At 45.9% G+C, this 24,367-nt stretch carries 30 protein-coding genes; 19 read left to right on the top strand and 11 right to left on the bottom strand.

Annotation, left to right across the window (positions count from 1 at the left end; all coding sequences use genetic code 11):
• The first annotated feature begins 5 nt into the window (after window positions 1-5).
• The 3 genes from BCF55_RS05155 to tsaD are packed head-to-tail and all read left to right on the top strand — an operon-like array spanning window position 6 to window position 2,637.
• A complete protein-coding gene (locus tag BCF55_RS05155; protein ID WP_121010966.1) occupies window positions 6-413 on the top strand; it encodes a hypothetical protein in 408 nt (135 codons plus the stop codon).
• Window positions 410-1,633, top strand: coding sequence for a S41 family peptidase (locus tag BCF55_RS05150; protein ID WP_121010963.1), 1,224 nt, complete (start codon window positions 410-412; stop codon window positions 1,631-1,633). The genes BCF55_RS05155 and BCF55_RS05150 overlap by 4 nt, the downstream gene beginning before the upstream one ends.
• Window positions 1,630-2,637 carry a tRNA (adenosine(37)-N6)-threonylcarbamoyltransferase complex transferase subunit TsaD gene (gene tsaD, locus BCF55_RS05145; RefSeq protein ID WP_121010960.1) on the top strand — a complete coding sequence of 336 codons (1,008 nt, stop codon included), beginning with the start codon at window positions 1,630-1,632 and terminating at the stop codon, window positions 2,635-2,637. The genes BCF55_RS05150 and tsaD overlap by 4 nt, the downstream gene beginning before the upstream one ends.
• On the opposite strand, the gene BCF55_RS05140 is transcribed toward tsaD, so the two are convergent.
• Genes BCF55_RS05140 through dcd form a run of 6 tightly spaced genes read right to left on the bottom strand, consistent with a single transcriptional unit; the run spans window position 2,626 to window position 7,440 of the window.
• Entirely contained in the window at window positions 2,626-3,021 is a 396-nt protein-coding gene (locus BCF55_RS05140) for an NUDIX hydrolase (protein WP_121010957.1), read from the bottom strand. The genes tsaD and BCF55_RS05140 overlap by 12 nt on opposite strands.
• Window positions 3,018-4,586, bottom strand: coding sequence for a DNA repair protein RecN (gene recN / locus BCF55_RS05135; protein WP_121010954.1), 1,569 nt, complete (start codon window positions 4,584-4,586; stop codon window positions 3,018-3,020). The genes BCF55_RS05140 and recN overlap by 4 nt, the downstream gene beginning before the upstream one ends.
• 32 nt (window positions 4,587-4,618) lie before the next feature.
• Window positions 4,619-6,238, bottom strand: a complete 1,620-nt coding sequence (locus BCF55_RS05130; protein ID WP_170144753.1) for a S8 family serine peptidase — start codon at window positions 6,236-6,238, stop codon at window positions 4,619-4,621.
• On the bottom strand, window positions 6,235-6,483 hold the full coding sequence (locus BCF55_RS05125) for a hypothetical protein (RefSeq protein WP_121010948.1): 249 nt from the start codon (window positions 6,481-6,483) through the stop codon (window positions 6,235-6,237). The genes BCF55_RS05130 and BCF55_RS05125 overlap by 4 nt, the downstream gene beginning before the upstream one ends.
• Before the next feature lie 4 nt (window positions 6,484-6,487).
• Window positions 6,488-6,910, bottom strand: coding sequence for a murein hydrolase activator EnvC family protein (locus BCF55_RS05120; protein WP_121010945.1), 423 nt, complete (start codon window positions 6,908-6,910; stop codon window positions 6,488-6,490).
• Window positions 6,907-7,440: a dCTP deaminase gene (gene dcd, locus BCF55_RS05115; RefSeq protein ID WP_121010942.1), complete on the bottom strand. Its 534-nt coding sequence runs from the start codon at window positions 7,438-7,440 to the stop codon at window positions 6,907-6,909. The genes BCF55_RS05120 and dcd overlap by 4 nt, the downstream gene beginning before the upstream one ends.
• Window positions 7,441-7,462: 22 nt before the next feature.
• Between dcd and BCF55_RS05110 the strand changes: the two genes are divergently transcribed.
• From BCF55_RS05110 to BCF55_RS05100, 3 genes are read left to right on the top strand one after another with little or no spacing between them, the layout of a single operon-like run.
• Entirely contained in the window at window positions 7,463-8,320 is an 858-nt protein-coding gene (locus BCF55_RS05110; protein WP_121010939.1) for a glucosaminidase domain-containing protein, read from the top strand.
• Window positions 8,298-9,266, top strand: coding sequence for a polysaccharide deacetylase family protein (locus BCF55_RS05105; protein ID WP_245960406.1), 969 nt, complete (start codon window positions 8,298-8,300; stop codon window positions 9,264-9,266). Before BCF55_RS05110 ends, BCF55_RS05105 begins: the two co-directional genes overlap by 23 nt.
• 4 nt (window positions 9,267-9,270) lie before the next feature.
• On the top strand, window positions 9,271-10,197 hold the full coding sequence (locus tag BCF55_RS05100; RefSeq protein ID WP_121010937.1) for a ketopantoate reductase family protein: 927 nt from the start codon (window positions 9,271-9,273) through the stop codon (window positions 10,195-10,197).
• Here the strand turns inward: BCF55_RS05100 and BCF55_RS05095 are convergent.
• Genes BCF55_RS05095 through lepA form a run of 3 tightly spaced genes read right to left on the bottom strand, consistent with a single transcriptional unit; the run spans window position 10,181 to window position 13,230 of the window.
• The gene (locus BCF55_RS05095) at window positions 10,181-10,576 is read right to left on the bottom strand and encodes a bactofilin family protein (RefSeq protein ID WP_121010934.1); all 396 of its coding nucleotides are present in this window, start codon (window positions 10,574-10,576) and stop codon (window positions 10,181-10,183) included. The two genes, BCF55_RS05100 and BCF55_RS05095, sit on opposite strands and share 17 nt — an antisense overlap.
• Window position 10,577: 1 nt before the next feature.
• Window positions 10,578-11,420 carry a M23 family metallopeptidase gene (locus BCF55_RS05090; RefSeq protein WP_121010931.1) on the bottom strand — a complete coding sequence of 281 codons (843 nt, stop codon included), beginning with the start codon at window positions 11,418-11,420 and terminating at the stop codon, window positions 10,578-10,580.
• A 7-nt stretch (window positions 11,421-11,427) separates the two neighbouring features.
• Window positions 11,428-13,230, bottom strand: coding sequence for a translation elongation factor 4 (lepA, locus tag BCF55_RS05085; RefSeq protein WP_121010928.1), 1,803 nt, complete (start codon window positions 13,228-13,230; stop codon window positions 11,428-11,430).
• 89 nt (window positions 13,231-13,319) lie between these two features.
• On the opposite strand from lepA, the gene BCF55_RS05080 reads away from it, so the two are divergent.
• The 6 genes from BCF55_RS05080 to BCF55_RS05055 all read left to right on the top strand — a co-directional run bounded on the left by BCF55_RS05080 (window position 13,320) and on the right by BCF55_RS05055 (window position 17,731).
• Complete coding sequence (locus BCF55_RS05080) at window positions 13,320-13,613, top strand: metal-sensitive transcriptional regulator (protein ID WP_121010925.1); 294 nt, start codon at window positions 13,320-13,322, stop codon at window positions 13,611-13,613.
• Between the two features lies 1 nt (window position 13,614).
• Window positions 13,615-13,983: a mercuric transporter MerT family protein gene (locus BCF55_RS05075; protein WP_121010922.1), complete on the top strand. Its 369-nt coding sequence runs from the start codon at window positions 13,615-13,617 to the stop codon at window positions 13,981-13,983.
• Between the two features lie 3 nt (window positions 13,984-13,986).
• Window positions 13,987-14,265 (top strand): heavy-metal-associated domain-containing protein, encoded by a 279-nt coding sequence (locus tag BCF55_RS05070; RefSeq protein WP_121010919.1) that lies wholly within the window; start codon window positions 13,987-13,989, stop codon window positions 14,263-14,265.
• Between the two features lie 11 nt (window positions 14,266-14,276).
• Window positions 14,277-15,908: a mercury(II) reductase gene (gene merA, locus BCF55_RS05065; protein ID WP_121010916.1), complete on the top strand. Its 1,632-nt coding sequence runs from the start codon at window positions 14,277-14,279 to the stop codon at window positions 15,906-15,908.
• A gap of 43 nt (window positions 15,909-15,951) precedes the next feature.
• Entirely contained in the window at window positions 15,952-16,506 is a 555-nt protein-coding gene (locus BCF55_RS05060; protein ID WP_121010913.1) for a trehalase-like domain-containing protein, read from the top strand.
• A 124-nt stretch (window positions 16,507-16,630) separates the two neighbouring features.
• Window positions 16,631-17,731 (top strand): glycoside hydrolase family 15 protein, encoded by a 1,101-nt coding sequence (locus BCF55_RS05055; RefSeq protein WP_170144752.1) that lies wholly within the window; start codon window positions 16,631-16,633, stop codon window positions 17,729-17,731.
• Here BCF55_RS05055 and BCF55_RS05050 read toward each other — a convergent pair.
• A complete protein-coding gene (locus BCF55_RS05050) occupies window positions 17,709-18,209 on the bottom strand; it encodes a hypothetical protein (protein ID WP_121010907.1) in 501 nt (166 codons plus the stop codon). The two genes, BCF55_RS05055 and BCF55_RS05050, sit on opposite strands and share 23 nt — an antisense overlap.
• 22 nt (window positions 18,210-18,231) lie before the next feature.
• Here BCF55_RS05050 and BCF55_RS05045 point away from each other — a divergent pair, with 22 nt between their 5' ends.
• From BCF55_RS05045 to BCF55_RS05025, 5 genes are all read left to right on the top strand, one after another.
• Window positions 18,232-18,780: a phosphate-starvation-inducible PsiE family protein gene (locus tag BCF55_RS05045; RefSeq protein ID WP_121010904.1), complete on the top strand. Its 549-nt coding sequence runs from the start codon at window positions 18,232-18,234 to the stop codon at window positions 18,778-18,780.
• 37 nt (window positions 18,781-18,817) lie between these two features.
• Window positions 18,818-20,692, top strand: coding sequence for a VWA domain-containing protein (locus BCF55_RS05040; RefSeq protein ID WP_121010901.1), 1,875 nt, complete (start codon window positions 18,818-18,820; stop codon window positions 20,690-20,692).
• 13 nt (window positions 20,693-20,705) lie between these two features.
• A complete protein-coding gene (locus BCF55_RS05035; RefSeq protein ID WP_121010898.1) occupies window positions 20,706-21,932 on the top strand; it encodes a cation:proton antiporter in 1,227 nt (408 codons plus the stop codon).
• A 58-nt stretch (window positions 21,933-21,990) separates the two neighbouring features.
• The gene (locus BCF55_RS05030) at window positions 21,991-22,206 is read left to right on the top strand and encodes a hypothetical protein (RefSeq protein WP_121010895.1); all 216 of its coding nucleotides are present in this window, start codon (window positions 21,991-21,993) and stop codon (window positions 22,204-22,206) included.
• 126 nt (window positions 22,207-22,332) lie between these two features.
• Complete coding sequence (locus tag BCF55_RS05025; protein ID WP_121010892.1) at window positions 22,333-22,863, top strand: gamma carbonic anhydrase family protein; 531 nt, start codon at window positions 22,333-22,335, stop codon at window positions 22,861-22,863.
• Here the strand turns inward: BCF55_RS05025 and BCF55_RS05020 are convergent.
• Window positions 22,837-23,664 (bottom strand): DMT family transporter, encoded by an 828-nt coding sequence (locus BCF55_RS05020; protein ID WP_121010889.1) that lies wholly within the window; start codon window positions 23,662-23,664, stop codon window positions 22,837-22,839. The genes BCF55_RS05025 and BCF55_RS05020 overlap by 27 nt on opposite strands.
• Before the next feature lie 64 nt (window positions 23,665-23,728).
• Here BCF55_RS05020 and BCF55_RS05015 point away from each other — a divergent pair, with 64 nt between their 5' ends.
• Window positions 23,729-23,983 carry a hypothetical protein gene (locus BCF55_RS05015; protein WP_147425007.1) on the top strand — a complete coding sequence of 85 codons (255 nt, stop codon included), beginning with the start codon at window positions 23,729-23,731 and terminating at the stop codon, window positions 23,981-23,983.
• Entirely contained in the window at window positions 23,968-24,366 is a 399-nt protein-coding gene (locus tag BCF55_RS05010; protein ID WP_121010883.1) for a type II toxin-antitoxin system VapC family toxin, read from the top strand. The genes BCF55_RS05015 and BCF55_RS05010 overlap by 16 nt, the downstream gene beginning before the upstream one ends.
• Window position 24,367: the final 1 nt, after the last annotated feature.

The following is a 24,367-nucleotide window of genomic DNA, read 5'->3' as shown; positions in this document are numbered from 1 at the left end:
AAAGCATGGGTATCCTCTACGTCCTTGTGTTAATCTTATCAGTTACTTCTGTATATGGCATGTCGGAGCCCGCCCAGATACCTCCAGAACTCAGGAACCTCAAAGCAAAGGTGGAGGATACTAAGGGTGTTGTTCATGAACTTAAAGCTTTTAGGTGTAACGAGGGAGCAACCCTGAAGTTCAAACGGGGCAGCCTTGATTACACCCTTTCACTGGTATCTATAAAAAGTATAAGAGTTCTGGGTGTTGAGGATGGTTCTGTGAGAGTTATGGTGCATCTGAAGGATGGTAAGGTTGAGGGATTTCATTTACCCTCTTCCACCAGGTGCAGTGCTCAGACGGAAGTGGGAAATGTAGAGTTTTATATAACCGATGTAAAGAATATAGAACTGTATCAAGGAGAGGCTAAATGAGAAGGTTCTTTTTACCTGTAATAGCCGGTACCTTTTTCTTGGCTGGGTTTTTTGTAGGAATCTCTAAGACCGTGTCCTCGGAGGATGAGTATTCCTATCTGAAGCTATTTACCGATGTACTCAAGATAGTAAAGGAAAACTACGTTGAAGAGCCAAGTATGAAGGATATGATATACGGTGCCTTGAACGGCATGGTCTCTTCCCTGGACCCCTTCTCCTCCTTCTTTTCCCCAGACAAGTACAAGGAGTTCATGGAAGAAACGGAAGGGGAGTTTGGAGGGATAGGTATTGAGATAAGTATGGAGAAGGGGAGACCGATAGTGGTCGCCCCTATTGAAGGAACCCCGGCTTATAAGGCTGGTCTTAGAGCTGGAGACATAATAATAGCGGTAGACGGAGAAGATACCTTTGGTAAGACACTCATTGATATAGTGAAACAGATAAGAGGTAAACCAGGTACGAAGGTAAAGCTCACCATAATGAGGCAGGGCGAGGATAAACTCTTCACCGTTGAGGTTACAAGAGACATAATAAAGATAGAGAGCGTCAAGTACACAAAGTACGAGGATATAGGATATATAAAACTAACCCAGTTCCAGCATTACACATCAAGGGACCTGAAGAAAGCCCTGAAGGACCTCCTCTCCCAAAACGTTCACGGGCTCATAGTAGACCTAAGAAACAATCCGGGAGGACTGCTGTCGGAGGCAGTTAAGGTTTCTGACATGTTTCTGCCTGAAGGGAGCCTTATAGTTTATACGAAAGGTAGGAGGGATGAGGAAAAATACTACGCTAAAGAGGCACCTACTGTGCCTCCAGACCTACCTGTGGTTGTCTTGATAAATAAAGGCTCTGCAAGTGCCTCTGAAATAGTGACGGGAGCTCTCCAGGACCATAATAGGGCTATCATAGTAGGGGAAAAGAGCTTTGGTAAAGCCTCAGTTCAAAACATAATTCCCCTTGAAGATGGTTCTGCCTTGAAGCTTACCGTAGCCCACTACTACACGCCGAAGGGAAGACTTATACACAAGAAAGGTATCAATCCCGATATAAGCGTTGCCATGGACGAAAAAACCTGGGAAAAGCTCGCTCAAACTATAAGAAAGATGAGGATAGAAGGGAACGGCAGTCAGGTCATACTCCTCCCAGATATAGACGTTCAGTTAAAGAAGGCTATAGAGGTGTTAAAAGCTAAGATACAACACAAAGAGGCTGCATGATAACCCTCGCTGTTGAGACCTCCTGTGATGAGACTGCCATGGCTCTGTTTAGCTCCGAAGAAGGGGCAATAGGGGATGTTATACTTTCCCAAGCAAAGGTTCACTCCCCGTTCGGTGGTGTGGTTCCTGAGCTTTCTGCAAGGGAGCATACGAGGAACCTTCTCCCCCTTCTTGACCTTCTCTTGAAGGAAACAAACTTTAACCTCCAGAAGATAGATTTTGTATCCTTTACCCTCACCCCTGGGTTGATACTTTCTCTTGTCGTGGGGGTCTCCTTTGCAAAGGCTATAGCCTACACCTTGGGTAAGCCCCTTGTTCCGGTTCATCACCTGGAAGGGCATATATATTCCGTATTCCTTGAGAAAGCGGTAGAGTATCCTTTCCTGGCACTTATAGTCTCAGGCGGACACACAGATCTTTTCCTTGTTCGGGATTTTGGGAGTTACAGGTTTTTGGGAGGGACCCTTGATGATGCGGCTGGTGAAAGCTACGATAAGGTTGCCAAGATGCTCGGACTTGGTTATCCTGGAGGTCCCATAATAGATAAACTCTCTAAGGAGGGAGAGCCTATCTATAAACTGCCAAGACCTCTTATGGAGAGTGAGGATTTGAACTTCTCTTTCAGCGGACTTAAGACAGCCGTGATGAACCTCATAAGGAAGGAGAGTAAATTCAGGCCAGAAGATGTAGCTGCCTCCTTCCAAGAGGCTGTAGTTGATATTCTTGTCAGTAAAAGCTTGAAGGCTATGGATACTACGCAGATTAACAGGCTGGTGGTTGTGGGAGGTGTATCCGCCAACAGCAGGCTAAGGGAGGTTTTCAGAGAAAAGTCTGAAGAGCTCGGCTTTGAGCTGTACATACCACCTCCGAAACTTTCAACAGACAACGCCCTTATGATTGCCTACGCAGGGATTGAGCGTTTCAAGAGGGGTATAACCGCACCTGTTGATATAAACGCCGAGCCTAACGTCCCCCTTGATAAGTTTGGAAGGTTATGGACTTAACCTTTCAAGAGCTTTTTTGAAAATTTCCTTATCACCCTTGTATTTCAAAAGTTTATTAGCCTCTTCAACAGGGAAAAACTTTGCATCAAGTACCTCCCATGAGGGTTGTGGCTCTCCCTCAAGATATTCCATGAGAAAGTACTTCACCCTCTTAAATATTTTCTCCCCCTTCAGCTGGTACCAGTAGCTTATCTCCCCGATATAATCTACCACCTTGCCCTTAACCCCTGTTTCCTCAATAACCTCTCTAACTGCCGCTTCTTCTGGTTTCTCGCCCTTTTCCACATTTCCCTTGGGAAAACTCCATACACCAGAAGGTGTCTTTATGAGAAGTACACTCCCATCTTTAAACAGAACCCCTCCTGCAGAGAACTCCCTCTTCACAGATTTACAAGCTCCATAAGCTCTTCAGCTCCCCTTATTGTGTTCTCTGTCTGGGTTCCCATTAACCTTGCTACTTCCTTGAGCTTCTCCTCCCTGGAAAGTTTCCTTACCTGAATGTAAGGTATGTCTCCCAGATATTTTTTCTCAGTAAGAAAGTTAACGTCCCCCGCAGCGCACATAGGGGCGGAATGGGTTATAGCTATTACCTGCATGTTCCTTGAGATTTTTCTAAGGAGTTTTGCCAGTTTAACGGAAGTCTCGCCACTAACACCCACATCTACCTCATCAAATACGTAGGTACTTGCTGGGGGCTTGATCAATGCGAGTGCGAGGAATAACCTCGTAAGCTCACCGCCTGAGGCAACCTCTTCAATGGGCTTCAGGTCTCCACCGTAGGAGGAAAAGAGGAAGTTGATTTTGTCTATACCGTACCTGCTTAGGTCTCTCTTCTCTATTTGGACTTTGAGCTTTGCCCTTTCAAGATTAAGCTCTTTAAGTACGCCTTCTATCTCTTCCTCAAGCTTTTTGGCTACAGATTTTCTCATCCTGCTAAGTTCCCCACTGAGCTCTAACAACTCACGCTCCAAACGGAAGACTTCCTCTCTGAGTTCTTCAATCTGGTCATCGTAGCTGTATGATTTAGAAAGCTGCTCCTTTATCTCTTCAGCCTCCTTAACTATCTCTCCATAAGGTTTTCCATATTTCTTTTCAAGCCTTTGAACCTTGAAGAGCAGCTCGTTTATCCTGTCTATCTCCTCTTGAGAGAGGTCAAAATCTTTACTCCTCAGAGAATCAGATATTTCAAGGAGTTTGTCTTTAATCGTGGACAGGGCTTCAAGCTCCTTTTCAACACTCGGATCAATCTCCCTCGCTTTCCACAAGAGCTTCAAAGCGTTACCTAAATCCGAATAGGCAGAGCCTTCCGAGTCGTATATATACTGAAGGGATTCTCTCACAAGCTTCTTTATCTTCTCCAAGCTTTTGAGGGTCTGGGACCTCTCTCTGAGCTCCAGAACTTCCTCAGGTTTGAGCCCCACCTCTTCTATCTCTCTGAGCTTGAACTCCAGGAAGTCTCTCTTCTGGAGCATCTCCTGCTTCTGGCTAAAGAGCTCCTTTAAAAACCTATTCTTTGAGAGGTAGTCTGCATAGAGCTCTTCTACCTTTCCCACTAAACTTTCTAATGAACCAAACCTGTCAAGAACTTGGAGATGAAAATCGGGCTTCAACAGTTTTATAAACTCGTTCTGCCCTTGTATTGATACCGTACCGTCAAGGAGTTCCTTCACGGTCTTTGCAGAGGTACCCCTTCCGTCCAAGAAGTATCTGCTTCTTCCAGCCCTTATCTCCCTTCTTAGGATAACCGCCTCGTTCCCTGTTTCAACCTCAACCTCAACAGCGGTTCCTTCCGGATAATCCCCCTGTTTCCCCATAACAAATTCAAGGGCTGATATAGTCATAGACTTACCGGTACCCGTCTCCCCGGAGATTATGTTCAATCCCTCAGAGAACTCAATCTCTAAGTCTTTGATAAGCAGGAAGTTTTCTATAGACACACGCCTGAGCATAGGTAATAATATCGGAACTTAACACCTCCTGTTCAACGTCTTCTTAACCTTGTAAGCAGCCTTAAGAATACAAGGACAGGTATAAACGCTACCCAAGGGTTTCCCGTAGTACACCCTCCGGATTTGCCACAGCTTGAGGAGCTTGCAGCGTGGAGGCTTACGCTGAAATCCAGTCCTGAATCAGAGAAGTGTATGTACATGCTACCGGTATAGTCGCCTGAGCCTCCAGGAGAAAAGGCAAGGAAGACACTGCATTCCTCAAAGGTATCAAGCAACCTCCCGGAACACCCGTCCTTTGTAAGGAGGAAACCCCCACCCTCTAGGTAAAGGTTTGCCACCTGAACCCTTTGATTCCCAGTGTTCCTAATAATAAGCTCCTTTTCAACGGTTGTACACTCCTGGACATCGCCCCAATCCAAGGATAGCGTTGAGGCACAAACCTTTGGGGAAACAGCCCCGTTCATGAGAGAATAAAGGTCAAGTATATTGCAGGTGTAAGTCTGCCCGGAAAGGGACAGATTGTTCCTGCCCGTGGTCAGTAGGTGCTTTTTAACCTCAGTGTAACTGCTCAGGGGATAGGTGCTTTTGAAAAGTGCAACCGCACCCGTAACAAAAGGGGTTGAGAATGAGGTTCCAGAAAGGGAAGTAAGGTCCGAGCAGCTGCTGCCGGAATTGTTGTTTTCAAGGGTAAGTATATTCTCTCCTGGAGCCGATAACTTGACCTTGTTAAACCCATAGTTTGAAAAGCCGGATCTGTCCCCCGTTGAGTTCACGGACCCAACGCAGAGCATATTATCAAGGTCGTAGTTACAGGGGTTCATAGATATGAGGTCGTTGTTAGCCCCTTCGTTCCCGGCAGCGGTTACGTACATTATCCCTTCGTTAGCCAGTTCCCTTATCTTTTCCCTCTGTATCTCGCTGTCCGGGTAAACATTTCCATAACTCGCGTTTACCGCAACTATGTTCAATCCCTTGTTCCTTTTAAGGTTCAATATGTAATTAAGGCACTCTATCTCTCCCGCGATGGTTCCACCTCCGGATGAGTCTAAGAACTTGCAGGGTATTATTATTACGCTCCAGTTAACACCCGCTATGAGGGTTTCGTTGTTTCCTACAGCACCTATAACACTCGCTATGGCCGTTCCATGCCCGTTGTCGTCCATCGGGTCCGAGTCGCCATTTGCCACATCTATGCCGTAGCAGTCATCAACGTATCCGTTACCGTCATCGTCAATATTGTTGCCACAGACCTCATCTGGGTTCTTCCATACGTTGTCTTTAAGGTCTGGGTTACTGTAGTCAACTCCCGTGTCAAGGACGGCAACGTAAATTGTCCTGGAGCCGGTACTTATATCCCAGGCTTGATAAGCCCTTATAAAATTCAAGTCCCACCTTGCCTGTAAACATGGGTCATTCGGGGCATTTAAAGCCCAGAGCTTGTAGTTCTTTTCAATTAGCGTTCCCGTAGAGAGACTTTTAAGTCCAACGGGCAAACTCTCAAGCTCAACAAGGTAAGTGTTCCTATCAATCTTTTTGAGTATAGTACCTGGGACATCTGCCAGGTCTTTAGCTCTTACGATGTATTCCTCACCAAAGGTATTCGTGGCAGTAAACAGCAACAGATACAGGAAAAGTCCGAGGTAACTACTCACTTTTCCTTTGAAAACCCCTGAAAGAATTTGCTTATATCGTTGGCTATATCCTTCATAGCCTTGTTGGTTTTACACCACCCCTTGTTTATCTTACACCTTGTCTCGCAACCGCTCCTTTTCTTTTTGTCAAGGGGGAACTCCTGCACACAGTCAAAGATACACCTGCCGTACTGAATATCGCATCTATCCCCAAGCTCAATACCGTGAGCTGCCGTGAGCAAAGCAAAGAGGAGAATTAACACCATGGTATCACCTCAGCGCGGGAAATATGGGCTTCCCGTAAGCATCCCTCAGTTCGTAATATATACCACAGGTTCCCTTATCTTCTCCCACCTTTCCTATAACCTGCCTGCTCTTTATACCCTCTCCTGTCTTTACCCATGGGTCTTTAAGCTTGCCGTACACTGAGACAAAGCCATCGCTTTGCTCCACTATGACCACCCAGCCGTAGTTCTCAAGGTCTCTGCCTGCGTATATGACCTTTCCGGACTCTACCGCTCTCACGAAATCGGAGCATTTAGTCTCTATGAAGAATCCTCTTTCACCTTTATGGAAGTTTCCCTTCACGGGGGTAAAGTATTCGGGCACCTTAATTTCAGGTTTTTCCACCTTTACAGGTCTCTGGGCGCAGGACACGATAAGCATAATTACAGCCGTAAGTAAAAACTTCATAGGTCCGTGTCCATCTCAATCCTGGAAGGCGTTACACCCCTCTGTCCCTTGTACTTTCCCGAGTAAACTCTGTCGGGTATTCTATCAAGCTCTGCGAAAACAAGTTGACATATCCTCATACCTACGTAAAGTCTTATAGGAACGTTGTTTGCATTGTAGAGTTCAAGAGTTATCTGTCCTTCAAAGCCTGCATCAACCCACCCGGCGTTCTCAATGAAAAGACCAAGTCTCCCCAGAGAGGAGCGTCCTTCTACAAAGGCGGTTATGTGGGAAGGTAGTTTTATATACTCAACTGTAGTAGCCAGAAGGAACTCCTTAGGCTTTATCTCTATGTACTCGTCCACCTCAATCTTCTCAACCCTGTAAGTTCCCCTTTTTATATCTATAACGTCGGTTTCCTTGTAACTTGCAAACTCTCTCCCTAACCTGAGGTCAAGGGAGGAGCACTGTACCTGAGCTTCCTCAAAGGGCTCTACAGACAGAACCCCCTTTTCTATAAGCTCCCTTATACTTCTGTCACTCAGAATCATAACTTTATAAAATTATAAAGCCATGAGGAGAGCCATCTCCCTTTTTACCCCTTTGCTGCTGTTCCTGGGTGTCTTGTTTGTGTCACTCAATTCCTTTCCAGATAGGAAGAGGATAGCCTCCATCCTGACTGGACAGGTAACCCTCATAAAACCTCCTAACATAAAGGTGATTTACAGAAGCTTGAACTCCCCGGAAGACATAATAAATGTTAGGTGTGAAGCTGTAATCCCCGTTACCTATACGAATGCGGTTTCTCTTGCTGAGCTTCAACCAGAGGAAAAGAAAAGAAAGTTCATAGACATGGTTTTACCCTCTGTCCTCATAGCAAATTATGAGGTTGCCCAAACAAGGAAAAACCTGTCAAAGATTCTTGAAAAACTGGATTTGGGATACAAGCTCAGCAGAGCTGAAAGAGAATTTGTGGAGAGTGTTCTTGGCAGGTGTAAGTCGGAGTCAATAGAGGACGCCCTTTTAAAAGCTCATCCCGTTCCCCCAAGTCTGGTTATAGCCCAGGCTGCTATTGAGAGTGGTTGGGGTACATCCAGATTCTTCCTAGAGGGAAACAACCTCTTTGGTATATGGGCATTTAAGGATAAAAGCAACGCTATTGAAGCTCAGGAAAATAATGTCCATTTGAGGGCTTACAGCTCAATACTTGATGCGGTGAGGGATTACATGTACAACGTGAACGCAGGATGGGCTTACGAAAAGTTCAGAAAGTACCGATTAAAGGGATTTGGCTCTGTCAAGCTATTAAAATTTTTAGAGTTTTATTCCATAGAGAGAGGTAGATATGTTAGGAAGCTTAGGAGAATTATTAAGGAGAACAATCTTACCGAGCTTGATTACTGTGTTCTTGACCCTTCTTATCTCAGGTGAGCTGTTTGCAGGGACTGCAACTATACTTCTCTACCACAGGTTCGGTGACGATAGATATCCGACTACCTCTGTGAGCATGGAGAAGTTTGAATCTCAGATGAAGTACTTAAAGGAGGAAGGGTACAGGGTTATAAGACTCAGCGAGCTGGTTGAACTTCTTAAAAAAGGGGAGAAAATCCCAGAAAAGACAGTGGTTATAACTATAGATGATGGCTACCGCTCAACCTACAGAGCGTACAGAGTTCTCAGGAAGTTCAACTTCCCTTTCACCGTATTCCTTTATATGGAAGCCGTAGGAAGGTATCCTGACTTTCTGACCATGGAGGAACTGGAGGAGCTTAAGAACTCAGGGCTGGTTGAGTTTGAAAACCATTCTTACTCTCACAAGCCTTTTGGTCTTATCAAAAGCACGGGGGAGTTTTTAAAAGACTTGCATAAAAGCGAGAAGAGGTTCCAAGAGCTTTTTGGGGTAAAGCCAAGGTTTTACGCCCTACCTTTTGGGTATTACAATAAAGAGATATTGGAAATTCTTAGAGAAAGAGGGTACGAGGCGGTTTTTACCCAAGACCCAGGAAACGTTGACCACACTACCGACTTATACAGGATACCGAGGCAAGCTATAGTGGGTAGCTGGAGTGAAATGAACAATTTCAAGAAGAAATTAAACCGTGAGGTTCTTCCCATTGAAACATTTGTTCCAGGCTGGGGGTTTTTGGAGAAAAATCCGCCCGAAAAAATAGGTGCGGTTATAAAGAATTCGGGAGTTTATTCGCACTGCAGGATTTACATAACGGAGTTGGGTTGGAAGATAGCCAAGAGAGAAGACAGTCTTATATTCAGAGACGGTCTACCGGAACTAAAGAGGAGGTGGGACAGGGTCGGAGTAAAGTGCAGGAACAACAACACAAGCAAATGGGCTGAAAGCTTCTGGCTCATAATAAAGTGAGGGCATGAAGTTTCTTATAGTGGGTGTAGGAGCTATAGGGAGTGCTTACCTGGCTTTTTTAACGAAAGCGGGTCATGATGCCATTGGGTTGGTTAAAAGGGGGAGAAAACTTAACAGGATTTCGGTAAGGGGCATATGGGGGGAGTTTGATACCCCTGTGAAAACCGTAGAGGATATATCTTTACTGGGGTCTGTACCCGACCTGATAATACTGTCCGTGAAGTCCTATGACACGGTCAGTGCCCTGGAATTGATAAGACCTGTGTTTGGGAAAGACACTTTGTTAATGATAGCCCAGAACGGCTACGGTAACTACGAGGCAGCTGTAGAAAGGTACGGAAAGGGAAGAGTGATCCTTGCACGCGTAATATTCGGTTCACGGATTATAGAGCCGGGAGCTATAGAGATAACTGTATCTGCAGACGACGTAGTCATAGGTGACCCTTCTGGAATACTGAGTGAAAAGTTTCTCACAGAGCTTGCCGACATCTTCACCAGGGCGGGAATACCAACAAGATACGAGAGAGAGGTATACAGATACCTGTGGGATAAGATAATATACAACTGTGCCTTGAACCCTCTTGGAGCCCTCCTTGAGGTGAACTACGGTACCCTTTCTGAAAATCCCCACACCAGGAGTTTAATGGATAGAATCATCTATGAAATCTTTGAAGTAACACGGTCTGCGGGCATAGAAACCTTTTGGAAGAGTGCTGAAGACTACAAAAGGGTATTCTATGAGAAGTTAATTCCGCCAACCGCAGCCCACTTTCCCTCCATGCTTGCGGATATAAAGAGAGGAAAAACAGAGATAGATGCCCTCAACGGAGCCATATGTAAGTTAGGCGAAAAGCATAATGTAGCTACGCCTGTAAATATGGTAATTACAGAGCTGGTTAAGGCAAAGGAACTCCTCAATCGGGAATTTTAATCTCGGACGTCTCCGGTAGAGTTACCCTTCCCATTGAGCAGTGCCCGTTGTAGGTAGCCCCTTCCTCAATGACGAACACTTCGGCACGGACGTCACCGCTCAGTGCTGCACCTTTTTTAAGCTCTATCCTCTGGGCATCAACGTTTCCGTTCACAGTTCCGTATATGAGTATCTCTGTGCACTGAATGTCACCCTCAACTCTTCCTGTCTCTCCTATTACAAGTGTACCTTCACTCTTTATATTCCCTTTAACTCTCCCGTCTATCCTGGTAGAGGTTGACAGGTTAAGATTTCCCTCAAAGGTGCACCCTTCACCTATCAAAGTGTTGACATCTGCAGCCTCTATAGCCTTAAAGGACTCCTTTTTTCCACCGAACATTTCACCACCTCACATACATGTATTTTATTGGATTCTCACGTTTTGAGTATCTCCACACTTCGTAGTGGACATGAGGACCTGTGGACCTTCCTGTTGAACCTACGTAACCAACCACATCCCCAGACTTGACCCATTGACCCGGATTAACGCTTATCTTTGAAAGGTGAGCATACATAGTCCTGAACCCGTAAGCATGTTGAAGTATGACAACCTTTCCGTAACCACCCTTCCAGCCTGCGTATATGACCTTTCCATCGGCTGTGGCTCTAACCCTTGTTCCCCAGGGAGCCTTTATATCCACCCCTTCATGGAACTCATAATTTCCTGTAAAAGGGTCGGTTCTGTATCCATACCGGGATGTGATCTTTCCCCAAACGGGGGGTCCAAGGGGTACCCTGCTGAGGTACTTCTGAAACTTGTCTGCCTCTTCATGAAGGAAGCTCACATACTCAATGTCAAGGATATCAAGCTTGGTTTTAGCTCCACCAACACCGCTTGGAACTCGCCTTATCCCCTTTTCTCTGAGAAACTTATCTATGGTAACCAGCTTTCCCTCAAGGAGTTTTACCTTATCCTTGAATTCCTGAAGGTATGAGTTCCTTTCCTGCTCTTTTGCAAGTAAAACTTTCAATTTTTCTCTTTCTGCCTTTAGCTGTGCCACTTCCCTTTTCAGGCTGAGGTTCTCGTAAAAGGACAGCAAGGAAAAGGTTAGCACTCCGGCAAAGAGTATCCCCGATAGAACTAACGTTCTCTTTAGAAAGGTTACGTTTAACTTTAGGCTCTTTGCCTTTCTCCCTCCGTATCCAACTATTAAGATGTTGACGTACCTGTCCTTCTCCCTCATAATGCTCCTATTCTACACTAAGAACGCTTAGGAATGCCTCCTGTGGTAATGAAACGTTACCAAACTGCTTCATCCTTTTCTTTCCCTCTTTCTGTTTCTCAAGAAGCTTTTTCTTTCTGGTTATATCTCCCCCGTAACACTTAGCTGTAACATTTGCCCTTAGAGGCTTTATTCTTTCCGATGCTATAACCTTTCCTCCTATGGCTGCTTGAATGTGTATTTCAAAGAGCTGTCTGGGTATAGTCTCCTTGAGCTTTTCAACTATCAGCCTTGCTCTTCTGTAAGCCTTGTCTCTATGTACTATGAAGGAAAGGGCATCAACCGGCTTTTTGTTTATCAGAATGTGGAGCTTAACGAGGTCCGAAGGTTTATAGCCTATAAACTCGTAGTCGTAGGAAGCAAAACCTCTGGAGAGGGTCTTCACTTTATCGTGAAAGTCAAGAATAACCTCTGAAAGGGGTATTTCGTATTCCAGCATTGTTGTGTTTTCATCAAGGTAGGAGAACTTCTTTTGCTCGCCTCTCTTTTCCTGACACAGTTGCATTATGTTGCCAACATACTCCTTAGGAGTTATAACAGTTACAAGAACATAAGGTTCTTCTACCCTCTCAACTAAGCCAAGATTATCCGGAAACTCTGAGGGATTTCTGACCTCCAAAATCTCTCCGGAGTGCTTCCTCTTCACCCTGTATATTACATTCGGCGCTGTGGTAATAATTTTTACCCCGTACTCCCTCTCAAGCCTCTCCTGAACTATCTCCATGTGTAGGAGTCCCAGAAAGCCGACCCTGAAACCCATACCCAGAGCCGGAGAGCTTTCGGGCTCGTAAACTATGGCAGCATCGTTTATTGCATACTTCTCAAGAGCATCTCTAAGCTCCTCAAAGGTTGTGTCTTCGGTAGGGTAAATTCCCGCGAAAACCATGGGCTTTGCAGGTCTAAAACCAGGAACAGGCTCCTTGGTTGGGTTCTTTGCAAGGGTTACGGTGTCCCCTATCCTTATATCCCTGACATCCTTTATTGAGGCAGCTATGTATCCTACGTCTCCGGCTTCAAGCTTATCAAACTTTGTCATCTTTGGAGTTTGAGCGCCCACTTCGGTGACTTCATACTCCTTCCCGGTGGAGAAGAGCTTTATCCTGTCTCCAGCTTTAAGCTCTCCGTCAAATAACCTGACAAAGGCAACCGCTCCCCTGTATGGGTCATAGTAAGAGTCAAATATGAGAGCCTTTAAAGGTGCATCTACCTTTCCCTTGGGTGGCGGTATCCTTTGAACTATAGACTCAAGTATCTCCTCAATACCTATACCTTCCTTTGCTGAAGCCAGTATAACTTCTTCCCTGGGAAGACCGAGGATATCCTCTATCTGCTTTATAACCCTTTCAGGCTCCGCTGCGGGAAGGTCTATCTTGTTTATTATTGGAATTATCACCAAGTCTTGCTCAACAGCCTTCCAGAAGTTTGCGACCGTTTGAGCTTCTATCCCTTGAGTTGCATCTACAAGCAGAAGCGCACCTTCACAAGCGGCGAGAGCTCTTGACACTTCATAGGAGAAATCTACATGCCCTGGTGTATCTATAAGATGAAGTTTATAAGTTTCACCATCCTTCGCTTTGTAGAGCATTCTAACTGCCTGCATCTTTATCGTGATACCCCTCTCCCTTTCTATGTCCAGAGTGTCCAATAGCTGTTCCTTTCTCTCCCTTTCAGTTACAGCCCCAGTAAACTCCAGAAGGCGGTCTGCAAGAGTAGACTTGCCATGGTCAACGTGAGCTATTATTGAGAAGTTCCTTACTTTATCAAGGCTCATGAGAGTTTAAATTATCCCACAACCTCCTTTTAAACAAGCCTTGACAAAACTCTGTATTTCCCTAATATATACCCGTAGGGGGTATAGGTATGAAGGGATGTGATGTGTATCTTTCTGAGGAAAGTGTAAAGGAACTTACCAGCAGGCTCTCCAAGATAGAAGGTCAGATCAGAGGTATTCAAAGGATGATTCAAGAGAAAAGGAGTTGCGATGAGATACTCATACAGATATCTGCGGTGAAATCGGCTCTGAATGGTGTTGCCACTAAACTCCTGGAAGACCACGTTCAATCCTGCGTAAAACCAAGCGTTGAGGCTGGAGATTTAAAGGCTCTGGAAGATTTCTTAGAGGCGGTTAAGAAGCTGATAAAGGGAGGGTGCTGATATGAGGGAAGCTATCGGAAGCCTCATCGGAACACTCGCTTCGCTCTTTGCAGCTTCCTGCTGCATAGCTCCTACCCTCTTCGTGGTCTTCGGTGTATCTGCCGGAGGGTTGAGCTCACTCCAGTTCTTAGAGCCTTACAGGTGGTACTTCTTGGCGGTGGGATACCTTGCAGTGGGCTACTCCCTTTACAACCTGTATCTCAAGAGCTGGGTGAAGGAAAAGATCTTCAAAAGACCGGCTGTTGAGTGTGCCTGTGAGGAGCCCAATTGGACAAGGAAGCTGAGCAGGGGTATAACGTGGACCGCTTTAATACTTCTGGTCTTTGCCACCTTCTACCCTTACGTTCTCACGAAAATTTACGGAGGTTGAAAGATGAGGAAGCTGCTTCTATCTCTGCTCGTTCTTGTAGGCTTTACCTTTGCGGAAAATGTACTCGTTATTGACGTTGAGGGAATGACCTGTGAGATGTGCCCCCTAGCGGTCAAGAAGGCTGTCTCCGAAGTGGAAGGTGTCAAGTGGGTCAAGACTTCGCTGCAGAATCGCATAGCGGTAGTGGTAACTGAGGACAACGTGAAGGAGGATAGCGTGCTGAGGGCGATCTCCAAAGCAGGAAACTACAAAGGCAAGGTCATAGGAAAGGCTAAGTTTTAGGAGGTCAAATCATGATAAGGTTGAAGATAACTGGTATGACCTGCGAGCACTGTGCTCAGACGGTCAAGAAAGCTCTTGAGAGCGTTGAAGGTGTGAGGGAGGCGAAGGTTTACTTTCCTCAGGGTTACGCGGAGGTGGAGATAGAGAAAGAGGTACCCGTCAACGATCTTACAGAAGCTGTCAGAAGGTCAGGTTACGGAGCGGAGGAGATAAAGGAATCTCCAGAGGTTTACATACCCAAGGAGGGCGTATACGACCTTTTTATCCTCGGAGGAGGTTCTGCCGGCTTTGCGGCGGCTATAAAGGCTTCAGACCTTGGAGCTAAAGTTCTGATAGCTGAGGATAATATCATTGGGGGAACGTGTCTGAACAGAGGTTGCGTGCCTTCCAAGTATCTGATAGAGGGTGCAAATACCTTTTATACTCCACTGAGGAACCCTTTTCCAGGAATAGAGCTTGAGGAGGGAAGTATAGATATAAAGGAGGTAATAGAGGCGAAGGAGGGGCTCTTAGAAGGACTTAGGAAGGAGAAGTACTGGAATGTTCTGGAAGCCTACCCACAGATAGATTACAGGGACTGCAGAGGCAAGTTTCTGGGAGAGGGGAAGGCTCTGGTGGGCAAGGAGGAGATAAGCTTTGGAAAAGCTGTGATAACCACCGGCTCCAGACCTGGAATACCTCCCATTAAAAACCTACACAGGGTAAGATACTACACGAGTGACGACATATTCAACATAGACCATCTTCCGGAGCACCTGATAGTTATCGGGGGAGGCGCTATAGGTCTTGAGCTGGGACAGGCTTTCCTCAGGATGGGGAGCGATGTGACGATAGTGGAGGCTCTTCCTGATATAGCTATGGGAGAAGAGCCAGAGCTGAGGGCTAAGCTCAGAGAACTTCTTAAAAGGGAAGGTATGAATATCCTCATCGGCGCGACCGTTTCCGAGGTCAGAGAGGAAGGAGAGGAGATAGTTCTTGAGGTAGAGCACAGGGGAGAGAGGAGGATAATAAGAGGCACAGATCTCCTGGTGGCTACCGGCAGAGCCCCGAATACAAGGGACATAGGTTTGGAGGTGGTCAGCGTCAAGACCAACTCAAGAGGCTTTATAGAGACAAACGAGTTCATGCAGACTTCCAATCCAAACATATATGCTGCTGGTGACTGCGTTGGGAAGGTCATGTTGGTTACCGTCGCAGCCATGGAAGGGGGTATAGCGGCGGAGAACGCACTCCTCGGTAACAGGAGGAGTATGGATTATCTCTCTGTCCCTCATGCCATATTCACCGACCCAGAGCTTGCCGGTGTAGGCTTAAAGGAGAAGGAGGCTGAGGAGAAGGGGATAAAGGTTGACGTGAGGGTCTTGGAGTTCTCCAAAGTTCCCAGAGCAGCTCTCAGCTTTAGGACGGATGGGCTGATAAAGATGATAGTGGAGAAGGATAGCGAGAAGATACTTGGAGTTCACATCCTTGCACCCCATGGAGCCGAACTTATACATAAGGCTGTCTTGCTGGTCAGATACGGTCTCACTGTTGATGAGGTTATACAAACGGTAGACGTTTACCCAACCCTTTCTGAATCCATCAAACTCTGTGCCCAGACCTTCAAGAAGGACGTTTCTAAACTCTCCTGCTGTGCTCAGTGAACTGGTTTACAGAAATAGTATTCATAGAGGTTAAGTTCCTGGTATGTGGAAGTCTATAGAGAGTTACGGAGTTATCGGAAATGGAAGTACCTGTGCTCTCATAAACTCCGATGGCTCTGTGGATTGGCTCTGCCTCCCTTTCTTTGATTCTCCGTCCGTATTCTCTGCAGTCCTTGACCCGTCTGCGGGTTACTACTCAATATCTTCCGAAGAACACCAGAACCTGAGCTTGGGTTACGTTGAGAAAACCAACATCCTTGAAAATGTTTTCTCTGCCTATGACCACGATATCCTTGTTACCAGTTTTATGCCGAGGGGTAAAGACTTGCTCCTTAGAAGGGTGAAGTGCAGGCGTGGTAGCTGTAATGTGAGAATAAGATGTTACCCGAAGTTTAACTATGGAAGGGATAGGCCTACGGTAGACTTCAGAGAGGAAAACTTTACTTTCTATAGCGGAAATGAAGCACTACACCTTAAAATCCTTTGGGAGCCGGAACATGTAAAGTTTGACGATGGAGGCGTAGAGCTAACAATCAAGCTCAGAAACGGGCAGAGCTTTTGGACGCTCCTATCTTACGGTAAACCCCCCAGACCTTAACTACTATGGATGTGAAGAACTACTCTCTGAGGAGATAAACTTCTGGAATAACTGGGTACACAGGTGCGAACCAGGAGGGTGTGTCTTTGCAGGACCATGGCATGATCTCGCCGTAAGGTCGGGTTTGGTTCTGAAGCTTCTCTCAACCGATAATGGGGCTGTTGTAGCATCTCCCACCACATCCCTTCCAGAGTCCATAGGCGGGGAGAGAAACTGGGATTACAGGTATGTTTGGATAAGAGATTCTGCCTTTACCTTTCAGGCACTTTCTTCTTTGGGTCACATATCGGAAGCCAATAGGTACTTTAACTGGCTGAGAAATCTCTGTAGGGTCTGTGAAGATCATATGCCCGTGGAAAAATTGAAGATAGCCTTCACTATTAAGGGAGAGCTTGTCCCTGAAGAGAGGGAGCTTCCTCACTTAAGCGGTTACATGAACTCCAGACCTGTTAGGATAGGAAATGAAGCAGGGAAACAGTTCCAGCTTGATGTGTACGGGGAACTGGTTGAAACCTTTTACAGGGCAAGAGGTGAAGGTTTGGAACTGGACCTAAGAGATGCAGAACTGCTGGAGACGATAGCCAACTTTATAAGTTCTGCCTGGAGGTTACCAGACAGCGGTATATGGGAATTCAGGACAAAACCGAAACACTACACTCATTCAAAGTTGATGAGCTGGCTGGCGTTGAAGAGGATATCGGAGCTTCTCCCAAATAATCCGAAGGTTTCCGAGTGGAGGAATTGTATTAAGGATATTGAAAGATTTATACTTGAGCACTGTTATAGTCAAGAGCTAAACAGCTTTGTCCAGTTCCCCGGTTCTAAGGCGGTTGATGTAAGTCTACTCTTAATCCCAATTTTAAACCTCTTGCCAGGGAATGACTTGAGAATAAAGGGAACCGTGGAAAGGATTGAGAGGGAACTCGGTCTAGGAAATGGACTTTACCTGAGGTATAACGTACATGACGGTCTGAAGGGAGAGGATAACCCGTTCCTTCTGGGAAGTTTCTGGATGGTTGAAGCCCTATCTCATATGGAAGACGTAAACCGGGCTGAAGAGCTCCTAACAGGTCTTATAGACTTCGTAAACCCCCTCGGGTTACTTCCCGAAGAGCTATCGGTGGACGGTAAGCGGTACTTGGGAAACTACCCGTTAGCCCTCAGCCACGTTGGTCTTATAAATGCAGCCCTTGCTGTTGGAATTAGAAGGCATCCGGTCGGCTGAAGCCCGCTTGGTCAACGATTTTCCACAGCCTTCCCGTGAGCCTCAACAGGGAGTCCAGCTCCTCAACGGGCTCAAGTTGAGATAGAAGCTCCCTATCTCCGGAGAGATTGTTAACTTTAAATACCTTGCCTGTATCAAAGCAGAGGATAAACTCTGTTAGACTGACCTTCTCGGTAAAGGTCTCGTTGAGGAAAACTTCCGAAATAGAGAAGAAGGTCAGCTGTGAGTTATCAAGCATAAGAGATAAAAGTTTTCCTATGCCCTCAATTGTAGGTTTACCTCTGAAGGGAACTTTGCTTCTCTTTCCCCTTGAAAGGCTCCTGCCTGCAAGGATTTTCCCTTCCTCCCTGTAGACTTCCAGTATGGAGCGAGTGTAGTCCACTCTCAATGAAAGTCCAACCCTGTAAAGGAACTCCACCCTTGAGTTTACATAAACCACTACCGAGTTTTTGAAAAGTTTGGAGAAGCCCTGCTCCATAAAATCAATTTAAAATTTTTACATGAAGTTTCTGTTTACGGAGAACTTCTCCAGGAAAGCTTTAAACTTTTACAACAAGTTCGTTAACGTCCTCGTTATACTCACAGTACCCATAATAATTCTGACGCTCATTACGGCAATAGTAATAATCCTTTATGACCTCAGACTCTTTACGGCACACGTTGTGGGCGGAGAACTGAGACTGGAGCATGAAGAAGCCTTTAAGCTGCTAATAAAAAATATTCTCAACTTTTTTGTTCTTATAGAACTATTCAGGGTCTTCCTTGACGTGATTGAGTTTAAAAGAATCAGGAAACGCCAGATGCTTGAAGCTGGCATAGTCTTCGTGGTAAGAGAGATAGTTATCGCGATGTTTGAGCACCGTTTCACTTACACAGACCTCATAGGGTACGCTGTCCTTCTTGTGGCTCTCGGAATTACGTACGTTTTAATGGAAAGAAGCTGGTTTGAGTTTGTTAAACTTACAAAAAGAAAACCCTTGGATAGTGAATTTGAGAAGGGAATGAGGAGAGTCTACAGGAAACTTAAAATTAAAAAAGCTGAGGAGTAGCATTGAAAAGAGCTCACGAGATAATACTTTAAATCCAATGAAGGAAAGGTGGAAGGTAATAGCAAACCTCTTGGAGGATGAGTTTGATATAGAGGTTCAACCCTCCTATGAGGGTTGGGGTGCCGGGTATGACCCGAAGTTCCTCCCGGTTATTGAGATGTGGGCAAGGGGTGAGGTAGAGGATATTCCTCACGCAGCAAAAACACCGAGAGGTGTGGTGTTTAATATAGTTGAATTTTTGAGAAAAACCGACGACTACACGATAAATTCGGTAAGGCATGAAATCAGTTACCTATTGAGCACCCACTTTCCCAGCTGGAGGTTTGGACAGAGGGAGGTATTCAGGGCTGGGTACGTACCAACTTCTTTCCTGACTCTCTATGCCGTTTTGGAGAGCATAAAGGCTAACGAAAGGATAACAGAGGAAGTTCCGTCGGCGGTATTCGGTCTGAAGGCTATACTTCGTGAAGTCCTGGAAAAGATAGAGACAACTTACCCGCACCATCAGCTGGCTTTATCTCTTGCGTACAGATGGTTAGGGGAAGAGGTGCCTTTCTCCCAAGAGATTAAGCATTACACTGACAGTATGGAAAAAAGCTTCTATGAGTACATCAGAGAGAAGGACCCCCAGACCGCATACGACATAGTTATGGAGGAGTTGTGGAGTAAGTACAGGGTTCTGGTAGATGAAGCAAAGGAACTCAACCACATAGACCTCTTGATAGAGGAAGCTAAAGGTAGGAAGAGGGAAGACGGTCACAGGGGAAGGATAATGACGGACATACTCCGTAAGTTGCCCGATAAATACCAGTCACTCATTCAGGAGTATAAGGAAAAAACCTCCATAGACATACCGGAGGTGGAGAGAAGGGAACTTTTAAAGGTTCTAAACTCAATACAGGACTGGATGAAGGACTATGTAAAACAGATGAGCTACTTAGACCTCCTTGAAAAGGATATAGCCTTTCTGAAACACTTCCTGCCAAAAACCCTTGAGGTTGATGTAGAACACAGGGGATTCCTGAGCTTCCTTTTCAAGGGCTGGGATGAGGAGAGCTCCCTATCAAACAGTATGAAGCTCCAAGAGATACACGACCAAGAACTCTCTGAAATGGACAGGAAATACAGGAGGGAACACGGACTCACAGAGGAGGAGTTTAAAAGGTATCAGCTCTTAATGAAGAGTATTCTTCCCTACGTAGAGCACTTTAAGAGGAAGTTTGATAACCTTCTCCCCGAAGAGGAGGAGCACTGGGGAGGGAGCTACATGTCCGGCAAGAGGCTGAACTTTAAGAGGCTTCCCACAGAGGTTCCTATAAGAAGGGGGAAGATATATACGAGAAGGGAGATTCCCGAAAGAAAAGAGCTGGCTTTTGAGCTACTTATAGATATATCTGCGTCTATGAAGAAGGAGGAAAAGATAATAAACGCAGTAAGGTCTCTTCTGCTGGTTTCCGAGGTTTTAAACAAACTGAAGATGCCCTTTTCCATAAAAGTTTTTAATGAGAATGTTTATGAGCTCAAGGATTTTGAAGAGGATTACAGAATAGCAAAAGCCAAGATAATGGAGCTCGTTACGAATGTGGGCGGGGGAACTGACCTCGGAAAAGCCATAAACATAGGACTTGAGAGCCTGGAGCTCTATATAAAGAGTACCCACAGAAAGGGGATACTTATACTCTTCACCGATGGAGAGCCAACTAAAGGGATGAGGAATGAAGAGCTGAAGTCCTTTATCCTCCAGATGAAACAGAAGTTCCCAATAGTAGGCGTGGGAGTTGGTGAAGCTACGAGGATGGTTAAAGATTACTTTGACAGGACTGGTATAAGCGTTGAGGATGTATCCAAACTCCCTTCAGCCTTCTCCTTTGTGGTGGAGAACCAGCTTAGAAGACTGCTTTCGGTGAGCTGATATAATCTCTTGAGTGGAGGAGATAATCCATAGGGGAGGAGCCCTCTTAGAGATAGGTATAATCCTCATAGCAGGGTACCTCTTCGGTAACCTCGCAAACCTTATCAAGCTTCCACGGGTGAGCGGATACATACTGGCAGGGATAGTGATGAGCCCCTCACTGCTGGGGGTTATAGATAAGAGCTTTCTTGAACGTTCCGATATAGTTACCCACGCGAGCCTCTCCATAATAACCTTCCTTATAGGTGCGAGCCTCAGCTGGAGTAAGGTTAGAAAGCTTGGGAAGAGCATAGCTCTTATAACATTTGGCGAGGCTGAGCTGGCTTACCTTTTCGTCACACTCACCATGGCGCTCTACCTCTACTTAACTCAGGGAGAGAACCTAACAACGGTCGTTGCTTTAGCTCTCCTATTCGGCGCTCTGGCATCTCCAACAGACCCTACAGCCACACTCGCCGTTATCCATGAATATAGAGCTAAGGGAGTTCTCACCACAACTGTCCTTGGGGTTGCAGCCCTTGATGATGCGACAGGAATAATAAACTTCGTTCTCAGCTTCTCAGTGGCGATAGCCCTCGCCTCGGGAACATCTCTCAGTCTAAGCTCCGTCTTAGGAGAGATAGCCATTCATATAATCGGTGCCCTCATACTTGGAACGGTTATGGGAAGTTTTATGTTCCTTTTGGGGCGGTTTGCCAGAGAGAGGAAGGAAGTAGTTACCCTGACCATAGGGACACTCCTGCTCACCTTCGCCTTGGCGAGAGTTTTAGGAGTTGACGAGCTTCTCTCTACGATGAGCGTTGGGATAACCATTGCAAACGTGGGCAACGCCTGGGAAAAGTTTGAGAAACCCCTTGAGAACTACATAGAGGACTTCATATTTACAGCCTTCTTCGTGGTGGGCTCAGCTTTTCTTGACCTGGAAGTGCTCCTTACATTCTTCCCTGTGGTCATTATATACATACTGAGCAGGTTTGCCGGCAAGTTCACAGGTGTTTACATAGGAGGGCATATATCTGGAGCACAAGAAAAAGTAAAGAGATACCTAGCCTTTGCCCTCTTCCCTCAGGGAGGGATAGTTATAGGTCTCGCCCTCCTTGCCTACCAGAACCCAAACTTTAAAGAGGTAGGTGCTATCTTAGTGAACGTGGTGATAGGTGCTACCGTTATCCATGAGCTCCTTGGACCAATATCCTCCAAGCTCGCCCTGACGAAAGCGGGAGAGGTGACAAAACTATGAGTTTTGAAGGGCTTACGGCTCGCTGATATGGAAAGGAGGAATGTATTAGAATACTCCTATGCAGTTTCTCAGAAAGCTCTGGCAGGTTATATCATTTATCTTCGTTCTCTACGGGTTTTATCTCCTGTTTCTCTTCTTCTGGGACACCCTTATAAGAGTGAACGAGAAATTAGCCCTTCCCTTAGCCGCATTCCTCACCCTGATAGCTATGGGTATAAGTGCCATCTTCTGGATCAGAAAGCATCTGAGAGGAACTTCTCCATCCGTTTCTTAATTAACGAGCCTTTCGTATATTTACCTCATAGTAAAGGGCTTCCCTGTGCTTTCTCAGCCCTTCGGTGGTCAAAGATAGCTTCAAGCCATGGGCATTCAACCGCAGGCATGGTTATAATTTAATCCGATGGCAGTCATAAAGCCTTACAAGGGTAAGTTTCCCAAAATCCATCCATCCGTTTACCTGTCGGACAACGTTTACATTATAGGCGACGTGGAGATAGGTGAGGACTCAAGCGTCTGGTTCGGGAGCGTTGTAAGGGGAGATGTGAACTACATAAGGATAGGGAGGAGGACGAACATTCAGGACAACTCGGTGGTTCACGTTACCCACGACACCCACCCGACGATAATCGGAGATAACGTCACCGTTGGACACAGGGTGATACTTCACGGATGCACTCTCGGAAACAACATACTCGTAGGCATGGGAGCGGTAATAATGGACGGGGTTGAGATAGAGGACTACGTCCTCGTTGGAGCAGGAGCTTTGATAACTCCTAACAAGAAGATACCTTCGGGCGTTCTCGTTGCAGGCGTCCCGGCAAAGGTCATCAGGGATCTGAAGGAGGAGGAGATAAAGCTCATAGAGGAGTCGGCTGAGAACTACGTGAGGTATAAGAACGAGTATTTAAAAACCCAAGAGCACGGCTCCTAATACCATCAAAAGTGCTCCCCAGAAGCTCCTCTTTATTTCCTCTCCGAAGAAGAGCTTTCCGTAAATAACGTCAAGGATTATGGCGAGCCTCTCTACCGACGCTACGTAAGAGGTGTAGGTGAAGGTGAGGGCGGCTGTGTAGGTCACCATTCCGAGGGTGAAGAGAATGCCCATCGGGATGTTCAGAGGATTTCTGTAATTCTTCAAGGAGAGAACTTCCCTGAAACCCACGAAGGGCACGAGACCGAGGCTCATTATGAGGCAGTAATACCAGGCGAAGAAGTAGGGATTGCTGTGGGTTATAGCAAACTTCCCGATAACGACGTTAAAGCCGAATAACAGGGCAGAACCGAGCATGTAAAGACTACCCCTGTTCACACGGAGAAAGCTAAGGAGCGAACCTCCCGTTATAACAAAGGAACCACTGAGTATGAGAAGAATCCCTAGGAGACCCAAAGTGCTTATCCTCTCCCCTAAAATCAAAAAACCGAAAAGGGCGGAGAAGAGGGGCATGAAGGCGAAGAAAGGCATTCCGAGGGAGAGGGGAGCGTGCTTTATACCCTTTATAAAGAGAACAGAAGCCACCACCTCGGAAGGGAGCCAGAGAAAGGTCGTCCAGAAAACGGTGAAGTTCATGTCCCAGAAGTAAATACCCACAGGAAGCAGAAGGAGAGCACCAACGGGAAAGCGTATCCATAGAACGAAGTTCTCGTTGTAACCCCTGAGGATACTCTTCTTGTTAAATATGTCGTTGGTAGCCCAGAAGAAGGCGGACATAAAGGCAAGGAGTATGCCGAGCATGGGAGTAGTATAGAGTAAGATTATGACACCTTCCAGTAAAGTAATACCGGACTATATTACTCTTATGGCGGTAGTTAAGAAAACTGTATCCATTCCGGAAGAGCTTTACAGGGAAGCTGTCAGGGAGGGAAAGAGCTTCAGCAAAGTAGTGGGTGAGGCTCTGAGGGAGTATTTAAAGAGTAAAAGGAAGGAGAGACTCAAATCTCTGTGGGGGACCCTGAAGGATTTGGGGATAAAGGAGGGGACGGAATTTGTTAATGAGTTGAGAAGCGAACAGCTCAAAGCACAGGAGGATAGAGAGCGTTGGCAGGATACCTGATAGATACCGACGTGTGCGTTGATTTTCTCAGAGGCGCTGATTACGCAAGAGACCTTATTCTCAAGCTGTTTGATAATGAGGAGGTGTACGTAAGTATTCTGACCAGATATGAGCTCCTCAAAGGAGCTTTTACAAAGAAGCATATGAGTGCCGTTGAGGATTTCCTCAACTCCTTTGAAACCTTCTTCCTCAACAGGGATATAGTTAATGTTGCAGCCGAATTTTACAGGAAATACAGGAAGAAAGGCGTAACCCTTGCAGACATAGATTGCCTCATAATGGCAACTGCGAAAGTGCATGAGCTGAAGATTGTTACGAGGAATGTAAAACACTATCCGGAGAAAGCCCTTCTCTCCGAGTTTTCCCTGAACTTAATTAAATGAC

Origin of the sequence: Hydrogenivirga caldilitoris (genome assembly GCF_003664005.1) — a bacterium.
Lineage (GTDB): Bacteria > Aquificota > Aquificia > Aquificales > Aquificaceae > Hydrogenivirga > Hydrogenivirga caldilitoris.
The sequence above is the reverse complement of the archived record's forward strand: the minus strand, read 5'-3'. Positions and strand labels throughout refer to the sequence as shown.